This is a genomic window from Deinococcus aquaedulcis (assembly GCF_019693445.1).
In the GTDB taxonomy this organism is placed as follows: Bacteria; Deinococcota; Deinococci; order Deinococcales; family Deinococcaceae; genus Deinococcus; species Deinococcus aquaedulcis.
Window position 1 is genome coordinate 207,665 of the sequence record NZ_JAHRBL010000003.1, and the last position, 19,758, is coordinate 227,422.

Here is a 19,758-nt window from a genome sequence, read left to right on the forward strand (position 1 = left end):
ACGAAAGGCGGCGCCAAGGGGATAACCTCCTGGCGCCGCTGACCCCTCCGGCCTGGGCCGCTCAGCTCAGGCGGGGGTCACCTGCGCCATGGCCGCGTCCAGGCGGGCAATCAGGTCGGCCTCGTGGGCGCGTTCGGCCCGCAGCAGGGCGTTTTTCACGGCGCGGGCATCGGCGCTGCCGTGGCCGATAAAGGCCAGGCCCCGCACGCCGATCAGCAGGCTGGCGCCGTAGGTGCTGGGGTCCATGCGCTCGGCCAGACCGCGCAGGGCCCCGCGCACCAGCAGGGCGCCCAGCTTGGCCTTTAGGGTGCTCGTCAGGGCCTCGCGCACCCAGCCGAACAGCACCTTGGCTTCGCCCTCGGCCAGTTTCAGCACCACGTTGCCGGTAAAACCGTCGGTCACCACGATGTCGGTGGTGTTCAGGAAGATGTCGCGGCCCTCCACGTTGCCGTGAAAGTGAAGGCCCTGGCCGTGCAGGGCCTTCAGAAGCGCGTGCGCTTCCAGAACCAGCGCGCTGCCCTTGTGGTCTTCCTCGCCAATGGACAGCAGGCCCACCGTGGGCGCCTCGCGGCCTTCCACCACGCGCAGGTACACGGTGGCCAGCTGCGCCCACTGGGCGTAGTAGCTGGCCTTCACGTCGGCGTTGGCGCCCACGTCCAGCAGGGTGGTAAAGCCGCCCCTGGCCGGCAGGTGGGTGAGGATGGCGGGGCGCTCCACGCCGCGCACGCGTCCCAGTGTCAGCAGCGCCGAGGCCATCGTGGCACCGCTGTGCCCCATGCTGACCGCCGCGCAGGCCCGGCCTTCCTTGACCAGCCGGGTGGCCACGTTGATGCTGGCCCCGGTGCGGCGCCGCACATCGCTGGCGTGCTCGTCCATGCCGATCACGTCGCTGGCCTCCACAATGTCCAGCGGCAGGTTGGCGCTGCCGGGGTGCTTGCCCAGTTCGGCGTGCAGTTTTACGCGGTCACCCACCAGCAGCACGCTCACCCCGGCGCGCGCTGCCTGCACCGCGCCGTCCACCAGGGGCACGGGACCGTGGTCCCCCCCCATGGCGTCCAGCGCGACGGGCAGGCGGGCCGGAACTTTAGCGGTCATCGGGGTCACTCAGCGCCGCCGAGGCATAGAAGGGCCGGGGCTCGCTGCGCTGGGTGCTGGGCAGACGATAGCCGGGGCGCTCCACCTGCTCGCGGATGTCCTTGAAATCCACGTACTGGTCGGCGGCGTTGCGCAGCTCGTAGCTGGTCATCTCGGCAATGCAGGCCACCACCACGCGCTTGCCCCGGGCGCGCAGGGCCTCCACGGGGCGCTCGAAATCGCCGTCGCCGGTCAGCAGCACGGCCGTGTCATAGCGGTCACTGGTCAGCAGCAGGTCCGTCACGATCTCAATGTCCAGGCTGGCGCGGCGCGACACCTCGCCGCTTTCATCAGACACTTCACGCAGAGGACGGGTGCGCACGGTGTAGCCCATGTAGGTCAGGGCGTCGGTGAAGCGCTTTTGCTTGTCGTCCATGGGCACCGGCACGGCGGTGTAATAAAAGGCGTTGTGCAGCGTGCCCTGGGCCGCAAAGTAGTCCAGAATCTTGCGGTGGTCGAAGTTCCAGCCCAGGCGCTTGGCGGCGGCATACACGTTGGCGCCATCAATAAAAAGTGCAATGCGTTCCATTTATTCTGTTCTCCTGTGCAGCCAGGGCGCGGCTGTCCGGGCCCCTGCAGCGAACCCGGAGGCTCGCGGGCCCCAGGATACTTGATCGCCCCTTACGAGCTGGACCTCGCCCGTAGGCAGTGGGCCAGGGGACAGGTCAGCCCAGGTCCGCCTGCCCAGGCTGAGGCTGCAGGGCCGGGCGCAGCTCTGGGTCATGCAGGGCGGCCCAGACCTCGGCCCGCAGCCGCTGCAGGTCCACCCCGGCGTACTCGGCGGGTAAGGTGTCCAGATACCGCTCGGCCTTGTAAAAGTTGCGGTGCGCCGTGCTGCCGTGGTGCCAGCGCTTGTGCAGGGCAGCGGCCAGCAGGATCAGGGCCTGCAGGAAAGCGCGGTCTGGGCCCCGGGCCAGCAGCCACGGCGCTTCCCAGGCTTCATGGGCCTCCCACCAGTGCCCAGCCGCAAAGAGGGCCGCGCCCCGCTCCAGGGCCGCGCGAAAGGGGAGGTCCGACATGGCCGGTAGCCTACCCCGGCCCTAGGCTGGGCGGGCAATTGGGCGCCAGGTCACAGCGGTTAAACGACAGGTGAGCGGTCTGTCCATGCGCGGCATATCCGGTGCCCAGAAGGCAGGCGTATAGTCGGAGCATGAAGCCTGTGGAACTCACGGACAGCACCTTTAAGGACGAAATCGGTCAGGGCCTGACCCTGGTGGACTTCTGGGCACCCTGGTGCGGTCCCTGCCGCATCATTGCGCCGGTGATCGAGGAACTGGCCAGCCAGTACGAGGGCCGCGTGAAGATCGCCAAACTGAACGTGGACGAAAACCCCGTCACCCAGGGCCAGTACCGCGTGATGAGCATTCCCACCCTGATCCTGTTCAAAGACGGCCAGCCGGTCGAAGGCGTGGTGGGTGCCCAGCCCAAGCGCGCGTTTGAAGCCCTGCTGGACAAGCACAGCGCCGAGATCGCCAGCGCTTAAGCCCCAAAAGTGGCCGCCCCCGCCGTACGGTGCGGGGGCGGCTTTCTGTTGCCGACGGTTGGTTCAGAAGCGCACGACCTCAGGGGGGGTCCAGGCGTGCAGGGCCTCGGACAGCAGCACCTCGCCCTCGGGCCAGTCGCCGTGACCGCTGGCCACGTTGATGTGCCCCGCCTCGCCCGCCGAGACCAGTTCGGCGCCCCAGGCCGTTGCCAGCTCCTCGGCGCGCGCAAAGGTGGTGTAGGGATCGTTCTCGCTGGCGACCACCAGCGCCGGGAAGGGCAATTCGGCCAGGGGCAGTGGGGTCAGGGCGCGCACCGCCGGGTACAGGGCCGCTGTCTGGGGCGCCTCGGCATCGGTGGGGCCCACCAGCAGGGCGCCGCGCACCCGCGCGTGCCCGCCGGTTTGCGCGGCCCAGTGCACGATGGTCAGCACCCCGCAGGAGTGACCCACCAGAATCAGCTCGCCGGGCGTGGCCTCGATGGTCTCCTGCAGTCGCGCGGCCCAGGCCCCGGGGGTGGGCTGGTCCGGGTCGTCCTGGCGCACGCGGGCGGCGCCGAACTTGTGCTGCCAGCGGGTCTGCCAGTGGTCGGGGCCGCTGTCGCCCAGGCCGGGCACAATCACGAGGGTGGGGGTCATACTGTCAAGGTACGGCCTGCGGGTGCGGCAGGAAGCGGGAGGTGCAGACCGGACCCTGCCCGTCCGCGTGCGCGGCGCCTGACCGCGGCGGCCCGTTCCATCCTGGGCCCACAAGGTGGCCCCCTATCTCTCTGGGCGCCCTTGCCTTTTTCAAGCCCCTCTTTCGTTGGGCTCAGAAGCGTTTGAGCGCGCTGAGGCCAAGGGGGCGAACCGGCGGCAAGCCCAGCGGCGGGGGTGGCGTTCGGTCTCTGCCCTTAGGCCAGAACGGGCCGCCCCTTCAGGCAAGGAAAGAGACAGAGCCCGTCAAGACTCTGCCTGCTGTTCCTGCGCCCTAGTCCAGCGCCGGATCGTCCTCGTCGGGGTCCTCGCTGTCGCCCAGAGGGGTGATGGTTACCTCTTCATGGGTCACGCGGTATGGCCCTTCCTTGGCAATGTAATCGGCGGCCATGCGCAGGGTTTCTTCCACCCAGCCGTAATCGTTGCTGATGGTCGCCACGCCGATCACTTCCCAGTCGTGGGCGTTCAGGCCGTCCAGGCGCGCGACGGTGAGAGGAAAACGGACCTTCAGGCGTTCCACCACCGGGCGCACCAGGGCGCGTTTTTCTTTCAGGTTGCCCACCCAGGGCATCTCCACCCGGATGGTGAGCACCCCCACGTAGCCCAGGGCCACGGGGCCTTAGAGCATGCCGGCCAGGAACCCCTGACGGCGCACGGCGCGCACAAGGTCCATGACGGTCAGCTGCGAGGGGTCGTAGTGCACTTCAATCTGGCCTTCGTCCGGCGTGGCCTTGACCACCCCAGGCAGGGCGGCCAGGGCTTCGGAAACGGTGGTGCCGGCTTCGCGGCTCATGCCGCGCACGCCCAGCAGTACGCGGGTGGCTTTGTTCGTCATGCCGCCCAGTATACCGGCGTAAGGTCCAGCCCCAGATGCCCGAATGGGGGGGCAGTGGACCAGGGGGTCGGTTGACCACACGTCCACTCAAGCCGGAGCCGCACTGCGGTAACGGGGCGCCGGGTAGTGTCCATCCCTCACGCCCGGAGAGGGGCCGCCGACCCTGCCCGCCACCTCCAGTTCAGTCTTGCGGCGCCAACCGCTCGCCTGGGGCGGTCTTGGCGCGGGTGCCCAGGTGGCAGACGGCGTACTGCCCGGTCACCACCGCTTCCTCCTGCGCCGCCGCCCCGGCCAGTGCAGGGGTCAAGGGAAAATGCACCTCGTAGACGGCGGTGTCGTAGGCGCTCTTGACCACGGCGTGCAGCAGCCCCCCGGCCACCTCGGGGGCCGCCCCGGGGCGCAGGGTGAGGGTGCGCACCAGCACAATGGGACGGTCTCCTTGCCACACCGACTGCGCAAAGACAAAGCCGTGCAGGTCGCCCCCCAGTTCGGCCACGAAAGAGTGTTCGCTGCGCTCGTAGAACTTCAGGGCGGCGAGGCTGCTGTGCGTCCGGCCGTCGCGTTCGCGCTCGGGCAGGGTGTCGAAGGCGGGGTCAGCGCCGCGCTGCGCGCTCAGGTCCAGGGCCTGCAGGGCCTCGTAATCGTGCTCGGTGAAGGTGCGGTAACGCATGGGCCCAGGCTAGGGCATGGGGGCGGTGGGGCGCGTGGCGGCCCCGGCCGCTTCAATCTCGGGCCACAGGGGCATGGCGGCCTGCGCGCCGCGCCGGGTGCAGGCCAGGGCCGCCGCCACACCCGCCCAGTGCAGGGCGTGGGGCAAGGGGTCACCCGTCTGCAGGCGGGCAGCCAGCACCCCGCAGAAGGTGTCGCCCGCCCCGGTGGTGTCGGTGACCGACACCGGATGCGCGGGCAGGACGTGGGTCGCTTCGGCAGTCACCGTCACGCTGCCCCGGGCGCCCAGGGTCACCGTCACGGCTTCCGGGCCCCGGGCCAGCAGGGCGCGGGTCTGTACTCTGACCTCGCCTTCACCGCCCGCCAGGGCCGACAGTTCGTGCTCGTTGACGATCAGGTGGTGGGTGGCCGCCAGCAGTTCGGGCGCCGTGTCCCGGCTGGGGGCCGCATTCAGCAGCACACGCAGCCCGGCGGCCCGGGCGCGCTGGGCCGCCGCCAGCGTCACAGCCGGGGGCAATTCCTGTTGCAGCAGCAGGTGGCTGTAAGGCCCCAGGTCGCTGGGCAGGTGGGCCGCTTCCAGCCCCGCATTGGCGCCGCTGGCCACTGTGATGGCATTTTCACCGCCCGAGGCTACCGTGATGAGGGCCACCCCAGTGGCGCCAGGGACCGCGCGCACGCCACTCAGATTCACGCCCGCCGCCTGCAGCAAGCGCAAGGCTTCTGGGGCAAAGGCGTCCTGTCCCACCGCGCCCACCAGCGCTGCAGCGGCCCCAGCCCGCGCCGCTGCCAGCGCCTGATTGGCCCCCTTGCCGCCAGGGGACACCTGCAACTCGCCGCCCAGCACTGTTTCGCCGGGGGCGGGAATGCGCGGGGCCGGCACCGTCAGGTCCACGTTCAGGCTGCCCACCACCAGCACGCCCGGCACGCTCAGAGCCCCCGGGTTTCTTCGGGGTAGCGCGCCTGCCACAGCGCCCAGCCTTCTTCTGGAAAGGCGCGTCTGGCTTCGGGGGCGAACAGCCGGGCGCCCTCGCGTTCCAGGGCGGGGTCGGGGGTGGGCACCACCTGGGTCTGCTGCATGGCGGGGTGGTCTTCCCAGCGCAGCAGGCGCCCAGAGCCGCCCCACGGATCAGCGGTGGCCCACACCACGCGCCCCACGCCCAGCAGCGCGCTGGCGCCGCCGCACATCAGGCAGGGTTCCAGGCTGCTGTACAGGGTCAGGGTTTCGGGGTCTTCCAGCTTGCCCATCTGAAAAAAGACGTCCATCTCGGCGTGGGCCACGCTGGCGCCGCCCACATGCTCGGCAGTCTGCGCCTGCCCCACGCGGTTGTGGCCGCGTGCCAGCACCTCGCCCTGGGCATCCACCAGCAGGGCCCCCACGGGCGCGCTGCCCGCCGCCTGCCCCTGGCGGGCCAGCGCCAGCGCTTCTTTCAGGTACGCAACATGATCCAGCTGTGGCAATTCAGGCATGGTCCCAGTGTGCCAGCCCAGGCCCTGTGCCCCGGGTGGGGGCATGGAGCGAAATCCTTGAACGTTGCCCGGTTTACCTTATACTGAGTCCAATCTCAGTTCCGGCTCATCCGCCCACTGGCCGCCGCTGCCCGGTGCCCTTCCCGCCGCCCCGGGCCTCTCCCCTTCTCGACAGGAGCGCCCCATGACCCAGCCTCTTCCCCGTCCCTGGCTTAGCCGCTACGAAGCGGGCGTGCCCCAGACCTTCGTGCCCAGTGGCCTGACCCTGCCGCAGCTTCTGGAACGCGCCGCCAGCAAATACCCCGACCGCACCGCCCTGAGCTTTATTGGCGCCAAGACCTCGTACCGCCAGCTGTGGCAGGACGCCGGGCGCTTTGCCGCCGCGCTGCAAAAAATGGGCGTGCAAAAGGGCGACCGGGTGTCCATCATGCTGCCCAACATGCCGCAGTTCGTGGTGGCCTTTTATGGCACGCTGCTGGCGGGCGGTGTGGCCGTGAACACCAGCCCCATGTACACGCCCAGCGAACTGGAGCACCAGCTCACCGACAGCGGCAGCGAAACCCTGGTGATCATGGACACTTTTTACCCGCGCTACGCCGAAATCGCCGCGCGGGTGCCGGTCAAGCGCGTGCTGGTGACCGGGGTGCAGGACGCCCTGCCCTTTCCGAAGAACCTGCTGTATCCCCTTAAGGCGCGCAAGGAAGGCACCTGGGTCAAGGTGCCCTACGGCGAGCGCGTGCTGTCGCTGACCAAGGTGGTGGCCTCGCAGGCGCCTGGCCCCCAGCCGGTCACCATGTCGGCCGATGACGTGGCGCTGCTGCAGTACACGGGCGGCACCACGGGCGTGCCCAAGGGCGCCATGCTGACCCACCGCAATCTCGTGACCAACTGCGAGCAGGCCCGCAGCTGGATGACCGACCTGCGCGAAGGCCAGGAAGTGACGCTGGCAGCCATTCCATTTTTCCACGTGTACGGCATGACGGTCGCCATGAACCTGAGCATCCTGATTGGCGCGAGCATCGCCCTGGTGCCCAACCCGCGCGACCTGAAGATGGTGCTCTCGCAGATCACGGCGTCGGGCGCCACGCTGTTTCCCGGCGTGCCCACGCTGTACAACGCCATCAACAACCACCCGGACACCCCCAAGCACGACCTCACCTGCATTCGCGCCTGTATCAGCGGCTCGGCGCCGCTGCTGCTGGAAACGGCCCGGCGCTTCAAGGAAATCACGGGCGGCGCCAATCTGGTCGAAGGCTACGGCCTGACCGAGGCCAGCCCCTGCACCCACACCAACCCCATTTTCGGCAACCAGAAAGAAGGCAGCATTGGCCTGCCCATGCCGGGCGTGGACGCCGTGGTGGTGGACGATAGCGGGCAGCCGGTGAAGGCGGGCGAAGTGGGCGAACTGTGGGTGGCCGGCCCCATGATCATGAAGGGCTACTGGCAGCGCCCCGACGAAACCGCCAAGACCCTGCGCGAGGCCTTTGGGCACACGTGGCTGATGACCGGCGACATGGCCACCATGGACGAGGACGGCTATTTCCGGATCGTGGACCGCAAGAAGGACCTGATTATCGCGGGCGGCTTCAACATCTACCCCCGCGAGGTGGAAGAGGCCCTGATGACCCACCCGGCGGTGCTGGAAGCGGCGGCCGTGGGCCTGCCCGACGAGTACCGGGGCGAAAGCGTGCACGCCGTGGTGGCCCTGAAACCCGGCCAGAGCGCCACCGAAGCCGACCTGATCGCCCACTGCAAAGGCCTGCTGAGCGCCTACAAGGTGCCCCGCAGCGTGGAATTCCGCACCGAACTGCCCAAGACGGCCGCCATGAAGATCCTGCGCCGCCAGCTAGCCCAGGAGGCCAAGGCCGCGCGGGGAAGCACGAAGGCCAGCGCCTAAACCGCGCCGGACGAAGGAAAAGGGGGGCCCGGCGCCGCAGTGGCGCTAGGCCCCCCTTCTCCGCTACACGCCTCTACCCGCCCTGGCGCACAGCGGTCGCCAGGGGCGCGTATGCCACGGCGCCTTCTTCCAGCGCGCTGGGGGCCCGGCCCGCCTGAATGGCGGCGGCGGCGGCCAGGGCGATCATGGCGCCGTTGTCGGTGTTCAGGCCCGGACCGGGAAAGACCACGTTCAGGCCAGTGGCCGCAAAAGCTTCGCGCAGGGCGCGGTTGGCCGCCACACCGCCAGAGACCACGACCGTGCCGCGCCCGGTGGCCTCGGCGGCGCGGGCGGTGGTCTTCACCAGGGTCTGCACAGCGGCGCGCTGAAAACTGGCGGCCAGATCATCCGGGGCCGCACCGGCCCGGTGGGCTAGCAGGGCCGCCGTTTTCAGGCCACTGAAGCTGAAGTCAAAGCCGCTCTGGCCCTTCAGCGGTTCCTTGAACGGCACCGCGTCCGGGTTGCCACTTCCCGCCGCCGCCGAGATGGCCGGGCCGCCGGGGTAGCCCAGGCCCGCCAGCCGGGCCACCTTGTCAAAGGCCTCGCCGGCGGCGTCGTCGCGCGTGGCGCCGATCAGCACATATTCGCCCTCGCGGGGCACATCGAACAGGTGGGTGTGCCCGCCGCTCACCACCAGCGCAAGGTAAGGCGGGTGCAGGTCGGCGTCGCTGGCCGCCGCGTAGATATGGCCTTCGAGGTGGTGGGCCGCGTAAAAGGGCACGTTCAGCGCCTGGGCCAGCCCCTTGCCGTACATCAGCCCCACCAGCAGGGCGCCCACCAGCCCCGGGCCCGAGGTGGCCGCCACCGCGCTGATGCTGGTCAAGTCCAGGCCCGCTTCCGAGAGCGCCTCGCCCACAATTGCGTCAATGCGCTCCACATGCTCGCGGCTGGCCAGCTCGGGCATCACGCCGCCGTACTGCGCGTGCACCGTCTGGGACCACACCCGGTTGGCGCGCACCTGCACGGCCCCGCCGCCCAGTTCCACAATCCCCACCCCCGTATCGTCGCAGGAGGTGTCAATGCCCAGAATGAACTGGGGCGCAGCAGACGGGGGCACAGTCACCGGCGAAGTGTAGCAGGGGCCGCCCGCCGCTTCCGGCGAGCGCCGCACAAATGAGGGGGAGAAGCAGGCCAAGGGCCAACGGACTTCGTTGAAGGCGTCCGGGCTAACGCTCATCGTGGCTACGGGAGGCGCTTAGGGGGCAGAGGGGCGCCGGTGAGCGGCGGCAAAGCGGGAACATGGCCCGAGTGACCAGACTTCGTTGCAGGCGTCTGACAACGGCCTTCCGTTCCGCCCAAGGGAGGAAAGCACCCCCCTCAATGCCACTTCAACCGCTGTCTATCACGGTCACTCGCGCCGCTCGCACCACATGACCTGAAGGGTTCAGGTCATGTGGTGACCGCTATGAGGTGGCTTGCGGCTGTAGGAGGCGTTTCGACGACCACTTTGAGGCGAATCTGGGCGTGCTCTACCACCTGTCGCCTTGCCAACCCAGCCTCTGCGCCGCCCCTCCTCTCTCTACCGCTGCTGGTCGCGTACAGCCGCCAGCGTCTCTTCAAATTCGTCCAGAAATTCGTCTTCCAGCAGGCGGTCGCGGATTAGGGCGTCCTGTTCGGTGGTGGCTTGCTCGCGGGCCCAGCGCACGCGGGCCTGCCGCGCGCCACTCACGTTGCCCTTGCCCGCGATGAAGCGTGCGGCGTGGCGGATGGCGGCCACCGGGTCCTCGGTGGGAGCGGTCACGGACAGGTTGCGCAGGCCGCCCTGATCGTTGACCAGGGAACACGTCACCTCCACGCGCAGGCCGCGCCGCGCCAGAAACACCTGATCCACCCGCCACATGCTGGTGGCCCGGATAGGCTCGGGGGCACGCGCGGGCCTACGCCGGGCCACGAACCACCCCGGGCGGGGTCCACTCCCGCGCCGCTTCCAGGCCCAGCAGAACCCGACCAGCGCCTTCCGCCAGGGCTTCAAGTTCCACCTCGCCGGGCATGATGAACACGGGCGCCATCCAGGCCACGCGGCGCTCAATGCGGTCCACCAGTTCGTCCCAGCGGGCAATGCCCCCGGTCAGCACGATGGCGTCGGGGCGGGCGCTCAGGGCGCCGGTCTGCTCGCCAATCGCCTTGGCCACCTGATGCACAAAGGCCCCCATCACCGCCTGCACCTCGGGGTCGCTAGGGGCGCGCGCTTCCAGGTCGCGCAGGTTGGCGCTGCCGGTGAGCGCCAGGAACCCGCCCTCGCTGGCGAGATGGGGCAGGGTGCGCTCACCCAGGTCGGCGGCCAGCCGCAGCAGGGCGCGGGCGGGCACCGGGCCGCTTTGCATGGCCCCCAGCGGCCCGCCGTCGGCGCCGGCCCCGGTGGTATCCACGGCCCGGCCCTGGTCAAAGGCCGTCACGCTGGTGGTGGCCCCCAGGTGCGCGACCACCACCCGCGCCTCGTGGAAGCGCTTGCCCACCTCGTGCGCGGCGCGCCGGGCCACCGCGCGGGCGTTCAGGGCGTGGAATTCGCCCCGGCGGGTCACACCGCGCAGGCCAGTCAGGCGGGCTTCGGGCAGCAATTCATCGGCGCTCTGGGGGTCCACGATAAAGGCCGGCACGCCGCGCACGCGCGCCACCGCCAGGGCCAGCGGCCCGCCCAGATTCGGGGGGTCCTGGCCGGCCTCGCCCTGCAGCGCGTAGGCGGCCAGTTCCTCGGTCACGCGGTAGGTGCCGGTGGGCACGCGGCCAATAAACCCGCCGCGCCCCACCACCGCGTCGGGGGCGGGCCAGTCGGCAGTGAGGGCCAGGATGGCCTGGGCCAGCGCTGGCACCCCGGCCGGGCTGGGCGGCGCATCCAGCGGTACCTCGGCGCGGGTCAGCTGCAGGCGCAACTGGCCCGGGAGCGCCGGGTTCGCGCTGGGTTCAAGAACCGCGCAGGCCAGCTTCACGCCGCTGCTTCCGGGATTGATCACGTGGGCGATCACAACGGCCGCAGCGTAGCAGACCGGACGGGGCACCAGAAGAAGCGCGCGTCTCTGTGGGGACGCGCGCTTCTTCTGGTGCCTACCCGCGTTACGCGCTGGGTTCAATCAGGCCGTAGTGGCCGTCTTTGCGGCGGTACACCACGCCGCAGATGCCGGTTTTCATGTTCATGAACACGTAGAAATCGTGGCCCAGGGCTTCCATTTGCGCCACGGCGTCCTCAGGACTCATGGGGCGCATCTCGAAGCGCTTCTGGCGCACGATTTCCGGCTGGAACTCGGCCACGTCGTCCAGGCCGGCTTCCACGTCGGCTTCGGCCGGGCCCGGCTCGGGGGCAGGCACCGCGTCGTGGCGGTGCTTGAGGTAGCGGGTCTTGAACTTGCGCAGCTGGCGCTCCAGCACGTCGCTGGCGCGGTCAATGGCGGCGTACATATCCGCGTGGTGCTCCTCGGCGCGAATAATGCCGTGGGGCACGTTGAGCTGCACTTCCACGCGGTTGCGGCGGGCGGCGTCACGCACGTCGCGCACGGTGAGGGTCACCCGCGCGTCCGTGATCTGGTCGTTGAAACGGTCCAATCGGGAGAGCTTTTCCTCCACGTAGTCCCGCATGGCATCAGTGACTTCGACGTTCCGGCCTGACAGCTTGTAGATGTGCACGGCTTTCACCTCTTCCTTTTCCCGGACGGTGGGGTTGCGCTCCGGTGCCCCCCACTCTAGGCCCAGGGTCATGAGACTGTCATGCGAGCACGTTACAGCGCCCGCCGCGCATTCCGGGGTATGCTCCGGAGTGGAGCGCGCCCCCCCCAGCAGGGTGAAGGCCCGGCTCATGGTTGTGCTGCGGGCCCGGCGGTAGACTGCCAGGCGTGAAGGTGGACCGCCAGGAACAGGACGAGGCCCGGCGCGAGCGCATTGCCCGCGCGGCCTTTGAGCTGTTTGCCCGCAGCGGCCTGGACGCCATCAGCGCGCAGGACATTGCCCGCGCGGCCTATGTGAGCCGCACCAACCTGTACCGCTATTTTCCCAGCAAGGTCCACATGCTGCTGGCCCACTTTGAAAAAGCCGTGCAGGCCAGCCGCGACGACGCCCTGGAACGCCTGCGGGCCGGCGCCAACCCGCAGCTGGTGTGGGACCGCGTGACCGCGCGCATGGCTGATCTGGGCGTACGCTACCGGCATCTGGTGGGCGCGGTGGGGCAGGCGGTACTGGGGGCGCCCCCCGAGGCGCCCGGCGAGCCGGCGGGCGCCCCCGCCCGCCCCGGCGACGGCCTGCGCACCGCCCTGACGTTGGCGGCCCTGGTGCAGCCGGTGCTGCTGGCCATGCAGGCCCAGGGCCGCCTGCGCCCTGAAGCCAACGTGCAGATGCTGAGTGTGCTGCTAGTGGACGCCTTTATCCTGGCGCTGCTGCACGGCGGTCACCGCGACCAGCGCGAGGTACTGCGCGACTGGCAGGAGCGCTTCAGCCTGCTGATGCACGGCGCCCTGAGCCCGGACACGTCCCTGCGCGAGCGGCTGTAACGCGAAATCGGACCCCAGATCAAAGAAGAACCATGCCCTGAGGGTGGACAGGCAAAGCTCTGCACCAACCTGGCACCGCTCTGTGAATCTGCGATAGAGGGGTCCCTCTCCGAACGAGGCATGAGGGCGTCTGACTTTGTCCCACGCGCAGGACGCAGAACGCGGAGAGGGCGAGGTCACGACCATTGCACCTCTCTGTCTGGCCCCCATCCCACCCCCCCTTAATGGCCGCCTTGTGCGCCAGCGCCCGGAGCGCGTCTGATGACGTGGTGCCGACAATTGAATGCTGGACTCTGCGGGTGAAACAACCCGCTGCCGTTCTCCTGGTCAGCCTGCTGCTGGCCGCCTGCTCGCCTACCCCTGCTCCGCTGGCCAGCACCGATCCCTATGACCGGCTCATTCAGGCGGTGGGCGGCGAGGTGGCCCTGGCCCAACGCACCCAGGCCCTGACCCCCGAGCAGGCCAGAGCCTTTTTCGCCTCGTTCGGTATGGGCTTTCAGGCCCACGACACCCTGAGCGCCCAGCTGGCCGACGGCTGCCCGGTGCGTTTTGCCACGAGCGAGCGCAATATGTGGCACAGCATTAACGGCGGCTACTACTACATTGACAGCGAGGGCCGACCGCGCAGCGCCTACCGGTACCTGCCGCCCATCACAGCCGCCACGCGCGACACCACCTGCCAGAGCACCGTGGGCAACCTCGACAACCCCGAAGGCTACGACGGCGGCCACCTCGTGGGCAGTCAGCTGGGCGGCTGGGGACGGCGGGCGAACATGGCCCCGCAGAACAGCAACTTCAACCGGGGCAACTACGTGCAGATTGAAAACCAGGCCGCCAAGTGCACCCGGCTGGCGCGCGGCGCCCTGACGTACCTCGCCCGGGTGACCTACCCCAACACCACCACGAACACGCCGTCCACCTGGACCCTGGAAATGACCATTGGCGGCGAGACCTTCAGCCGGACCTTCGAGAACGTGGCGTATGGCGGCGCCAGCGGAACGACGTACCGCCAGCAGGCCGTGAGCTGGCTGATCAGCAAGGGCTGCAGCTAAGCCAGCGGCAGCGGCAGGTCGCGCAGCGCGTCCAGGAACGAGGCCATGCCCTGAAAGCGGGACTCGTCGCCCTGCACGCTCAGGTCCCCGGCCTGCACCGCCCGCGCGGCCCAGGCAAAGAAAGTGTCCAGGTCGGGGGCCACCACCCGGCGCAGGGCTTCGTCCGGGCCATAGGTGATGACCTGCCCGGCCTTCCCTGCCCCGCCGGGGTCCAGGTCCACCGCCAGACCGTTGCCGCCGCCGTCGGTGGCGAAGGGCAGCCAGCCCCGGCTGAAATTCACTGCGCGGATGGCGCCTTCTGGCTCGCTGGTCAGGGCCGGGTCGTCCTGGGCGAGGTCCATCCAGGTGGCGTGCTCCTGCACGGCGCGCCCCAGAGGCAGCCACGTCAGGCCAAACAGCACACCGGGCAGGATGCCGTTCTGGCCGTCGTGGGTGCTGTAGGACGACTGAACAGCCGGGGGCAGAGGCAGCCCCAGGGCCGCCTGCGCGCCCTCCAGATCCTGGGCGCGGGCAGGCGGGCGCAGCGGCGCGGCCAGGGCCGGCACAGCGGCGCGCAGGGCATCGGCAAAGGCAGTGGCGCTCATGGCTGCAGGGTACACGGCGCGCGGCGCGGGGCCCTGCCGGGTTTCTTTAGGCGCGGCGGGCCGGGCTGGCGGCAGCGGCCTGGGGCTGGGGCTTCCGGCACCCGGTCCATCCCGTACACTGACAGGGTTGCCCTGCCGTGATTCGGCAGGAGAAGGAGTCGTGAAATCATGGGATTAGCTATCGGTATTGTTGGCCTGCCCAACGTCGGAAAAAGCACGCTGTTTAACGCCATCACCCGCGCCGGGGCACTGGCGGCGAACTACCCCTTTGCCACCATTGAGCCCAACGTGGGCCGCGTGACCGTCCCCGACGAGCGCCTCGCGGCGCTCAGCAAGGTGTTCACCAAGGGCGAGCGCGTGCCGCCGATTATTCCCACCTTCGTGGAATTCGTGGATATTGCCGGGCTGGTGAAGGGTGCCAGCAAGGGCGAAGGGCTGGGCAACCAGTTCCTGGCCAACATCCGCGAGGCCGACGCCATTGCCCACGTGGTGCGCTGCTTTGAAGACGGCAACGTGGTGCATGTGGCCGGGCGCGTGGATCCGATCGACGACATCGAGACGATCAACACCGAGCTGATTCTGGCGGACCTCGCGGGCCTGGAAAAGCGCCTGCAGAACCTGCAGAAAAAAGCCAAGAGCAACGACAAGGATGCCAAGGAGCAGGCGGTCCTGGCCGAGCAGATCATCGCCGTGCTCTCAGAAGGCAAGCCCGCCCGCGCCGCCCAGTACGACGCGCCCATTCCCAAGGAATTCGGTCTGATCACCACCAAGCCTGTGATCTACGTGGCGAACGTGGGCGAGGACAACCTGACTGAAGACAACGAGCACGTGCAGAAGGTGCGCGATTACGCCGCCGCCGAGGGCGCCCAGGTGGTCAAGATCAGCGCCCAGATTGAGGGCGAACTGGCCGAGATGCCTGAAGACGAGGCCCGCGCCTTTCTGGAAGAACTGGGCGTGCAGGAAAGTGGCCTGGACCAGCTGGTGAAGGTGGGCTACGAGACGCTGGGCCTGATCACCTTTATCACCAGCGGCGAAAAAGAGGTGCGCGCCTGGACCATCCGTAAAGGTGAGAAGGCCCCTGAAGCCGCCGGTGAGATTCACAGCGACCTGGAGCGCGGCTTTATCCGCGCCGAAGTGATTGAGTGGGACAAGATGGTGGAAGCGGGCGGCTGGGCCCCCGCCAAGGCCAAGGGCTGGGTGCGCACCGAAGGCAAGGACTACGTGATGAAGGACGGCGACATCATGAATGTCCTGCACAACATGTGAAGCGGGGAGTGGTAAGTAGGGAGTAGACAGTGGAAAAAAGAAGGGGGCGTTGCCACAAAGGACACGCCCCTTCTTCTGTTTCCACTGCCCACTCCCTACTGCCCACTTACTTCCCCACACAGAAATTCCGGAATACCGCGTCCACCACGTCTTCCTGCACGTCCTGACCCGTCAGTTCGGCCAGGGCTCGCAGGGCTTCTTCCAGTTCGTAGCCGGCCAGATCGTCGGGGAGGGTCTGGGCGGCCTGAATGTGGGCCAGGGCGCGGCGGGCGGCGTCGGCCTGCCGCTCGGTGGTCAGCCACGCTTCGCCCCGGGCAGCGTCGCCCAGCAGGGCCGCGCGCACGGCCTCGCGCAGTTCTGGCAGGCCCTGGCCGGTCACAGCACTGACCTCTAGGGCCCCAGGGTCAGTCCAGGCGGGGGGCAGGTCGGCCTTGGTGCGCACGCGCAGCACGCGGCCCGCCCCCGCCAGGTCGGCGCCCAGGGCCTCGCGCGGGCGGCTGCCGTCTTCCAGGGCCAGCACCAGATCGGCAGCCCCCGCCAGGGTCAGGGCCTGCTGCACCCCGGCCGCCTCGATCTGGTCGCCGGTTTCGCGGATGCCGGCCGTGTCTACCAGGGTCACGGGCACCCCGGCCAGTTCCAGGCCGGCTTCCAGGTAGTCGCGGGTGGTGCCGGGCAGCGGCGTCACAATGGAGCGTTCGTAGCCCACCAGGGCGTTCAGCAGGCTGCTTTTGCCCGCGTTCGGGCGGCCAATCAGGGCCAGCCGGGCGCCACGCGTGGCCACCTGTCCGGCGTGGGCGGTGCGCACCAGGTCCTGCAACTCGCGTTCGGCCTGGGCCAGCGGCTGGGCGCGGTCCTCTTCGGGCACACCTTCTTCGGGGTAGTCCAGCAGGGCCTGCAGCGCGGCCAGGGTGCGGGTGACCTGCCGGGCCACCCCCCCCACGCGTTCTCGCAGGGCGCCGCCGAGGCCCAGGCTGGCCTGCCGCCGGGCGGCGTCGGTCTGGGCTTCCACCAGATTCAGCACCGCTTCGGCCTGGGTGAGGTCCAGGCGGCCATGCAGGTAGGCGCGCAGGGTGAATTCGCCGGGGCGCGCCGGGCGGGCGCCCAGCGCCAGCGCGCGGGACAGCACCCCGGCCAGCACGGCGGGGCTGCCGTGGGTCTGGAATTCGGCCACGTCCTCGCCGGTAAAGGAGCGCGGCCCCCGGAAGACCAGACACAGCCCTTCGTCCAGCACCTCGCCCGCGTGGTCTACAAACTGCCCGAACAGAAAGCGGCCCCCGGGCGTGCGCGAGGGCACGCGCCGCCCCCGAAACAGCCCGTCGGCCACTGCCAGGGCCTGCGGGCCACTGACGCGCACGATGCCCACCCCGGCGCTGCCCGGCGCGGTGGCAATGGCGGCAATGGTGTCGGACAGGCCGGTGCGCGAACTCACGCCCGGCAGGCTAGCACCTGGGCCAACCGGGAATGAGGTGTGGAAAAGGGCGTGTGGGGCCCGCTTGAGGGTCGGCCCCTCCTTCCCCTTCAAAGTTCACGCTCATGCGCCGGCCATAGCATGGCCGGGTATGCGCCTTCACGTGCTTTCTGCGGCCCTGACCCTGGGGACCGCCTTGCTGCTCACTTCTGCCACCGCCCAGACGGCAGCCCCGGCCAAAACGGCAACCCCCGCCGCGCCGGCCAAGGGGGTCAGCTCGGCGGCCACCACCAAGGCGGTCAGCGCCCTGTCCATTGAGGTGAGCCGGGCAGTGGGCGGCCGGATTCTGTCCTGCCCCGACGCCCTGAAGCTCAGCCCGCGCGCCGTGTGCCTGTACGCCACCCAGGCCCAGGCCTCGCTGCGCCCGCTGGTGCGCGGCAAGCTGGCCGCCCGCGCCCAGGGTGACTGGAGAACCACCGGCAAGACCAACGTGCTGCTGGTGAGCGAAACAGCGGGCGGGCCCGTGGCCGCCTTCGTGATGCTCAGCCCCATCAGCGACAAGGAAACGCTGGTGGTCGTGGACGCCACTCAGGCCAGCGCCGCCCCGGCCGCCAAAGCCAGCGTGCCCGCTGGAGTCACCAGGGGGCAGCCCTACGTGCTGGGCAGCGATCTGGCCGGGGTGGTCAATGTGGCGGCCCTGGGGGGCGGCAAGTACCGACTGAGCGCCGACGACAACACCCTGACCGTGACGGTGGGGCAGCGCAGTGCCCAGACCTCGGGCGGCGCCGTGGAACTGCCCCTGGCCCCCGCCAGCGACGGCAAGAACCTGATTTTCCCGGTCTCGGCCCTGCGCGCGCTGGGCTGCACGGTGACCCCGGCGGGCGGCAGCCTGACCGTGGCCTGCGGCAGTGACAGCGTGGGCCTGAAACCCATCGTGTTCTAAGACGGCACCCAGCGCCCACCCTGCCCATCCCCGGGCAGGGTGGCCTTCATTGGGGCCGGGGGCGGCGCGGGCTTCATGCAGGCTTTAGCGTGCCTTGGGCAATTCCTGGCGGTGCGGCGCGTGGCCCTGGCCCCACGCGGCATGATGGACAGCACGACTGCACTCCCGCTCTTTTCACAGGAGGAACCCCATGAGCATCCTTGACCGTCTGTCCCGACTGCTGCGCGCCAACGTCAACGACCTGATCAGCCGCGCCGAAGACCCCGGCAAGATCATTGATCAGGCCCTGCGCGACATGCGCGCCGCCTACGCCGAAGCCCGCAGCGAGGTGGCCGAGGCCATGAGCCAGAACGCCAAGCTGGAGCGCGAAGCCAGCACCAACCGCCGCCTGAGCAGCGAGTACGAGAAAAAGGCCGAAGAAGCCCTGCGCGGCGGCAGCGAGGACCTGGCCCGCGAGGCCCTGCGCCGCGCCCAGAACGCCAAGGATCTGGCGGCCGGCTTCGAAGAACAGCTGAGCACGCAGAGCCAGACCGTTGAGCAGCTCAAGACCCAGCTGCGCGCCCTGGAAGCCAAGATTGACGAGATGGAAGGCAAGAAGACCCTGCTGGCCGCCCGGCAGAAGACCGCGCAGGCCGGGGCCACCCTGGACCGCGTCTCTGGCTTCGACAAGGCGGGCGGGGCCATGGACGCCTTCGAAGAAATGGAGGCCAAGGTGGCGGGCATGGAAGACCGCAACCGCGCCGTGACCCAGCTGCGCCAGGAGGGCGACTTCGACGCCCAGCTCAAGGACCTAGGGCGCAACCGTGAACTCGACGACGCCTTTGCCGCCCTGAAGGCCAAGGTGCAGGGCGAGGGCGGCCAGAACAGTGGCGGCACGAACAGCGGCGGCCAGACCGGCGGCTGAGCACAGGCCACCAGCGGGGCGTGGAGGAGCTGAGGCCCTCCGCGCCTCTTTTTCTGGCTGGTGGGGCGGCTTCCTACACGGGGGACTCCTCCCCCCAGTGCCCCCTGCGCCTTCTGGGGGACGCCTGTCAGCCAAAGTTCATGTTTGCTGACAGAATGAGGGCGATGAGGCGTTCTACCCTAGGCAGCATGGCTGCCCCCCTGCGCACGCTGCTGGGCACCCTGGCCCTGGGTCTGTCGGCGTGCGCGCCGCAGGCCACAACCACGGTGCAGGCGAACACCCCGGTCTCGGCGGTGTCGTTCTATCCCCACGAGCCGGGCTTGGCCTGGACCTATCTGCTGGAGGGCGAGGCGGCCGATCAGCCGGCCTACCTGCTGCGCGCGCTGGGGCCGACCGTGTTTTTCGACCAGCCCACCCTGGCCTTTCAGATGACCGGGCGCGGCGCCGACCAGACGTGGTACCGCACGGTGAGCAGCAGCGGGGTCTTCCTGCACGGCCTGCGCAAGCCCGGCGTGACCATTCGCCTGCAGCCCCCGTGGCGCGAGGCCCCGGCCGAAGTCGAATGGCGCGTGGGCCTGAGCTGGCAGGGCCAGTCGCAGGTGACGGTCAATGCCGACGATGGCAAGGAGCAAGCGCGCGGCACCCTGACCTACACCTACGTGGTGCAGGACCGCCGCACGGTGCAGACCCCGGGCGGCAAATTCGAGGTCTGGGTGGTCACCCGGCAGCTCACCGACACGCTGGGCGGCCTTTTTCCGGCCACCCAGCAGCTGTGGTTTACCCCGTTCGTGGGCGACGTGCGCACGCCCGAAGGCCTGCTGCTGACGGGGCGCAACTTCACGGCGCGCACAGGAGGCCGCTAAGTGCCTCGCCCCTCCCATTCCAACGCTTCAGAAGAGCGCCGAAACG

At 69.4% G+C, this 19,758-nt stretch carries 23 protein-coding genes; 8 read left to right on the plus strand and 15 right to left on the minus strand.

Features of this window, described 5'->3' with window-relative positions:
• Window positions 1-66: 66 nt before the first annotated feature.
• From plsX to KMW22_RS05895, 3 genes are all read right to left on the minus strand, one after another.
• Window positions 67-1,095: a phosphate acyltransferase PlsX gene (plsX, locus tag KMW22_RS05885; RefSeq protein ID WP_221089101.1), complete on the minus strand. Its 1,029-nt coding sequence runs from the start codon at window positions 1,093-1,095 to the stop codon at window positions 67-69.
• On the minus strand, window positions 1,085-1,663 hold the full coding sequence (locus KMW22_RS05890; protein ID WP_221089102.1) for a LabA-like NYN domain-containing protein: 579 nt from the start codon (window positions 1,661-1,663) through the stop codon (window positions 1,085-1,087). The genes plsX and KMW22_RS05890 overlap by 11 nt, the downstream gene beginning before the upstream one ends.
• A 136-nt stretch (window positions 1,664-1,799) precedes the next feature.
• Entirely contained in the window at window positions 1,800-2,153 is a 354-nt protein-coding gene (locus KMW22_RS05895) for a DUF309 domain-containing protein (protein WP_221089103.1), read from the minus strand.
• Window positions 2,154-2,254: 101 nt separating this feature from the next.
• Between KMW22_RS05895 and trxA the strand changes: the two genes are divergently transcribed.
• Window positions 2,255-2,617, plus strand: coding sequence for a thioredoxin (gene trxA, locus KMW22_RS05900; RefSeq protein WP_224606227.1), 363 nt, complete (start codon window positions 2,255-2,257; stop codon window positions 2,615-2,617).
• A 63-nt stretch (window positions 2,618-2,680) separates the two neighbouring features.
• Here trxA and KMW22_RS05905 read toward each other — a convergent pair whose 3' ends face one another.
• The 6 genes from KMW22_RS05905 to KMW22_RS05930 form a co-directional block, all read right to left on the minus strand.
• Window positions 2,681-3,253, minus strand: coding sequence for an RBBP9/YdeN family alpha/beta hydrolase (locus KMW22_RS05905; RefSeq protein WP_221089104.1), 573 nt, complete (start codon window positions 3,251-3,253; stop codon window positions 2,681-2,683).
• Between the two features lie 331 nt (window positions 3,254-3,584).
• Complete coding sequence (locus tag KMW22_RS05910; RefSeq protein WP_221089105.1) at window positions 3,585-3,923, minus strand: DUF503 domain-containing protein; 339 nt, start codon at window positions 3,921-3,923, stop codon at window positions 3,585-3,587.
• Window positions 3,924-3,929: 6 nt separating this feature from the next.
• The gene (locus KMW22_RS05915) at window positions 3,930-4,145 is read right to left on the minus strand and encodes a heavy-metal-associated domain-containing protein (protein ID WP_199188377.1); all 216 of its coding nucleotides are present in this window, start codon (window positions 4,143-4,145) and stop codon (window positions 3,930-3,932) included.
• Window positions 4,146-4,326: 181 nt separating this feature from the next.
• Window positions 4,327-4,815: a DUF1999 domain-containing protein gene (locus tag KMW22_RS05920; RefSeq protein WP_221089106.1), complete on the minus strand. Its 489-nt coding sequence runs from the start codon at window positions 4,813-4,815 to the stop codon at window positions 4,327-4,329.
• A gap of 9 nt (window positions 4,816-4,824) precedes the next feature.
• Window positions 4,825-5,739, minus strand: a complete 915-nt coding sequence (locus KMW22_RS05925) for a ribokinase (RefSeq protein WP_328774611.1) — start codon at window positions 5,737-5,739, stop codon at window positions 4,825-4,827.
• 2 nt (window positions 5,740-5,741) lie between these two features.
• Window positions 5,742-6,281 carry a nucleoside deaminase gene (locus tag KMW22_RS05930; protein WP_221089107.1) on the minus strand — a complete coding sequence of 180 codons (540 nt, stop codon included), beginning with the start codon at window positions 6,279-6,281 and terminating at the stop codon, window positions 5,742-5,744.
• A gap of 184 nt (window positions 6,282-6,465) precedes the next feature.
• Here KMW22_RS05930 and KMW22_RS05935 point away from each other — a divergent pair, with 184 nt between their 5' ends.
• Window positions 6,466-8,178, plus strand: a complete 1,713-nt coding sequence (locus KMW22_RS05935; RefSeq protein WP_221089108.1) for a long-chain-fatty-acid--CoA ligase — start codon at window positions 6,466-6,468, stop codon at window positions 8,176-8,178.
• Between the two features lie 73 nt (window positions 8,179-8,251).
• Here KMW22_RS05935 and tsaD read toward each other — a convergent pair whose 3' ends face one another.
• The 4 genes from tsaD to hpf all read right to left on the minus strand — a co-directional run bounded on the left by tsaD (window position 8,252) and on the right by hpf (window position 11,835).
• On the minus strand, window positions 8,252-9,280 hold the full coding sequence (gene tsaD / locus KMW22_RS05940) for a tRNA (adenosine(37)-N6)-threonylcarbamoyltransferase complex transferase subunit TsaD (protein ID WP_328774612.1): 1,029 nt from the start codon (window positions 9,278-9,280) through the stop codon (window positions 8,252-8,254).
• 456 nt (window positions 9,281-9,736) lie between these two features.
• Window positions 9,737-10,108, minus strand: coding sequence for a hypothetical protein (locus KMW22_RS05945; RefSeq protein WP_221089110.1), 372 nt, complete (start codon window positions 10,106-10,108; stop codon window positions 9,737-9,739).
• The gene (locus KMW22_RS05950; RefSeq protein WP_221089111.1) at window positions 10,095-11,180 is read right to left on the minus strand and encodes a butyrate kinase; all 1,086 of its coding nucleotides are present in this window, start codon (window positions 11,178-11,180) and stop codon (window positions 10,095-10,097) included. The genes KMW22_RS05945 and KMW22_RS05950 overlap by 14 nt, the downstream gene beginning before the upstream one ends.
• A gap of 88 nt (window positions 11,181-11,268) precedes the next feature.
• On the minus strand, window positions 11,269-11,835 hold the full coding sequence (gene hpf / locus KMW22_RS05955) for a ribosome hibernation-promoting factor, HPF/YfiA family (RefSeq protein WP_221089254.1): 567 nt from the start codon (window positions 11,833-11,835) through the stop codon (window positions 11,269-11,271).
• 206 nt (window positions 11,836-12,041) lie between these two features.
• On the opposite strand from hpf, the gene KMW22_RS05960 reads away from it, so the two are divergent.
• Together KMW22_RS05960 and KMW22_RS19630 are read left to right on the plus strand one after the other, a co-directional pair.
• Window positions 12,042-12,692 carry a TetR/AcrR family transcriptional regulator gene (locus tag KMW22_RS05960; protein WP_221089112.1) on the plus strand — a complete coding sequence of 217 codons (651 nt, stop codon included), beginning with the start codon at window positions 12,042-12,044 and terminating at the stop codon, window positions 12,690-12,692.
• 299 nt (window positions 12,693-12,991) lie between these two features.
• A complete protein-coding gene (locus tag KMW22_RS19630) occupies window positions 12,992-13,744 on the plus strand; it encodes a DNA/RNA non-specific endonuclease (protein WP_221089113.1) in 753 nt (250 codons plus the stop codon).
• On the opposite strand, the gene KMW22_RS05970 is transcribed toward KMW22_RS19630, so the two are convergent.
• A complete protein-coding gene (locus tag KMW22_RS05970; protein ID WP_221089114.1) occupies window positions 13,741-14,328 on the minus strand; it encodes an SMI1/KNR4 family protein in 588 nt (195 codons plus the stop codon). The genes KMW22_RS19630 and KMW22_RS05970 overlap by 4 nt on opposite strands.
• A gap of 168 nt (window positions 14,329-14,496) precedes the next feature.
• On the opposite strand from KMW22_RS05970, the gene ychF reads away from it, so the two are divergent.
• Window positions 14,497-15,594: a redox-regulated ATPase YchF gene (gene ychF, locus KMW22_RS05975; protein WP_221089115.1), complete on the plus strand. Its 1,098-nt coding sequence runs from the start codon at window positions 14,497-14,499 to the stop codon at window positions 15,592-15,594.
• A 106-nt stretch (window positions 15,595-15,700) separates the two neighbouring features.
• Here the strand turns inward: ychF and mnmE are convergent, their stop codons facing one another.
• Complete coding sequence (gene mnmE / locus KMW22_RS05980; protein ID WP_221089116.1) at window positions 15,701-17,023, minus strand: tRNA uridine-5-carboxymethylaminomethyl(34) synthesis GTPase MnmE; 1,323 nt, start codon at window positions 17,021-17,023, stop codon at window positions 15,701-15,703.
• A gap of 130 nt (window positions 17,024-17,153) precedes the next feature.
• Here mnmE and KMW22_RS05985 point away from each other — a divergent pair, with 130 nt between their 5' ends.
• From KMW22_RS05985 to KMW22_RS05995, 3 genes are all read left to right on the plus strand, one after another.
• The gene (locus tag KMW22_RS05985) at window positions 17,154-17,945 is read left to right on the plus strand and encodes a hypothetical protein (protein WP_221089117.1); all 792 of its coding nucleotides are present in this window, start codon (window positions 17,154-17,156) and stop codon (window positions 17,943-17,945) included.
• Window positions 17,946-18,135: 190 nt separating this feature from the next.
• Window positions 18,136-18,849: a PspA/IM30 family protein gene (locus tag KMW22_RS05990; RefSeq protein ID WP_221089118.1), complete on the plus strand. Its 714-nt coding sequence runs from the start codon at window positions 18,136-18,138 to the stop codon at window positions 18,847-18,849.
• Window positions 18,850-19,037: 188 nt separating this feature from the next.
• Window positions 19,038-19,712 (plus strand): hypothetical protein, encoded by a 675-nt coding sequence (locus KMW22_RS05995; protein ID WP_221089119.1) that lies wholly within the window; start codon window positions 19,038-19,040, stop codon window positions 19,710-19,712.
• Window positions 19,713-19,758 lie beyond the last annotated feature (46 nt).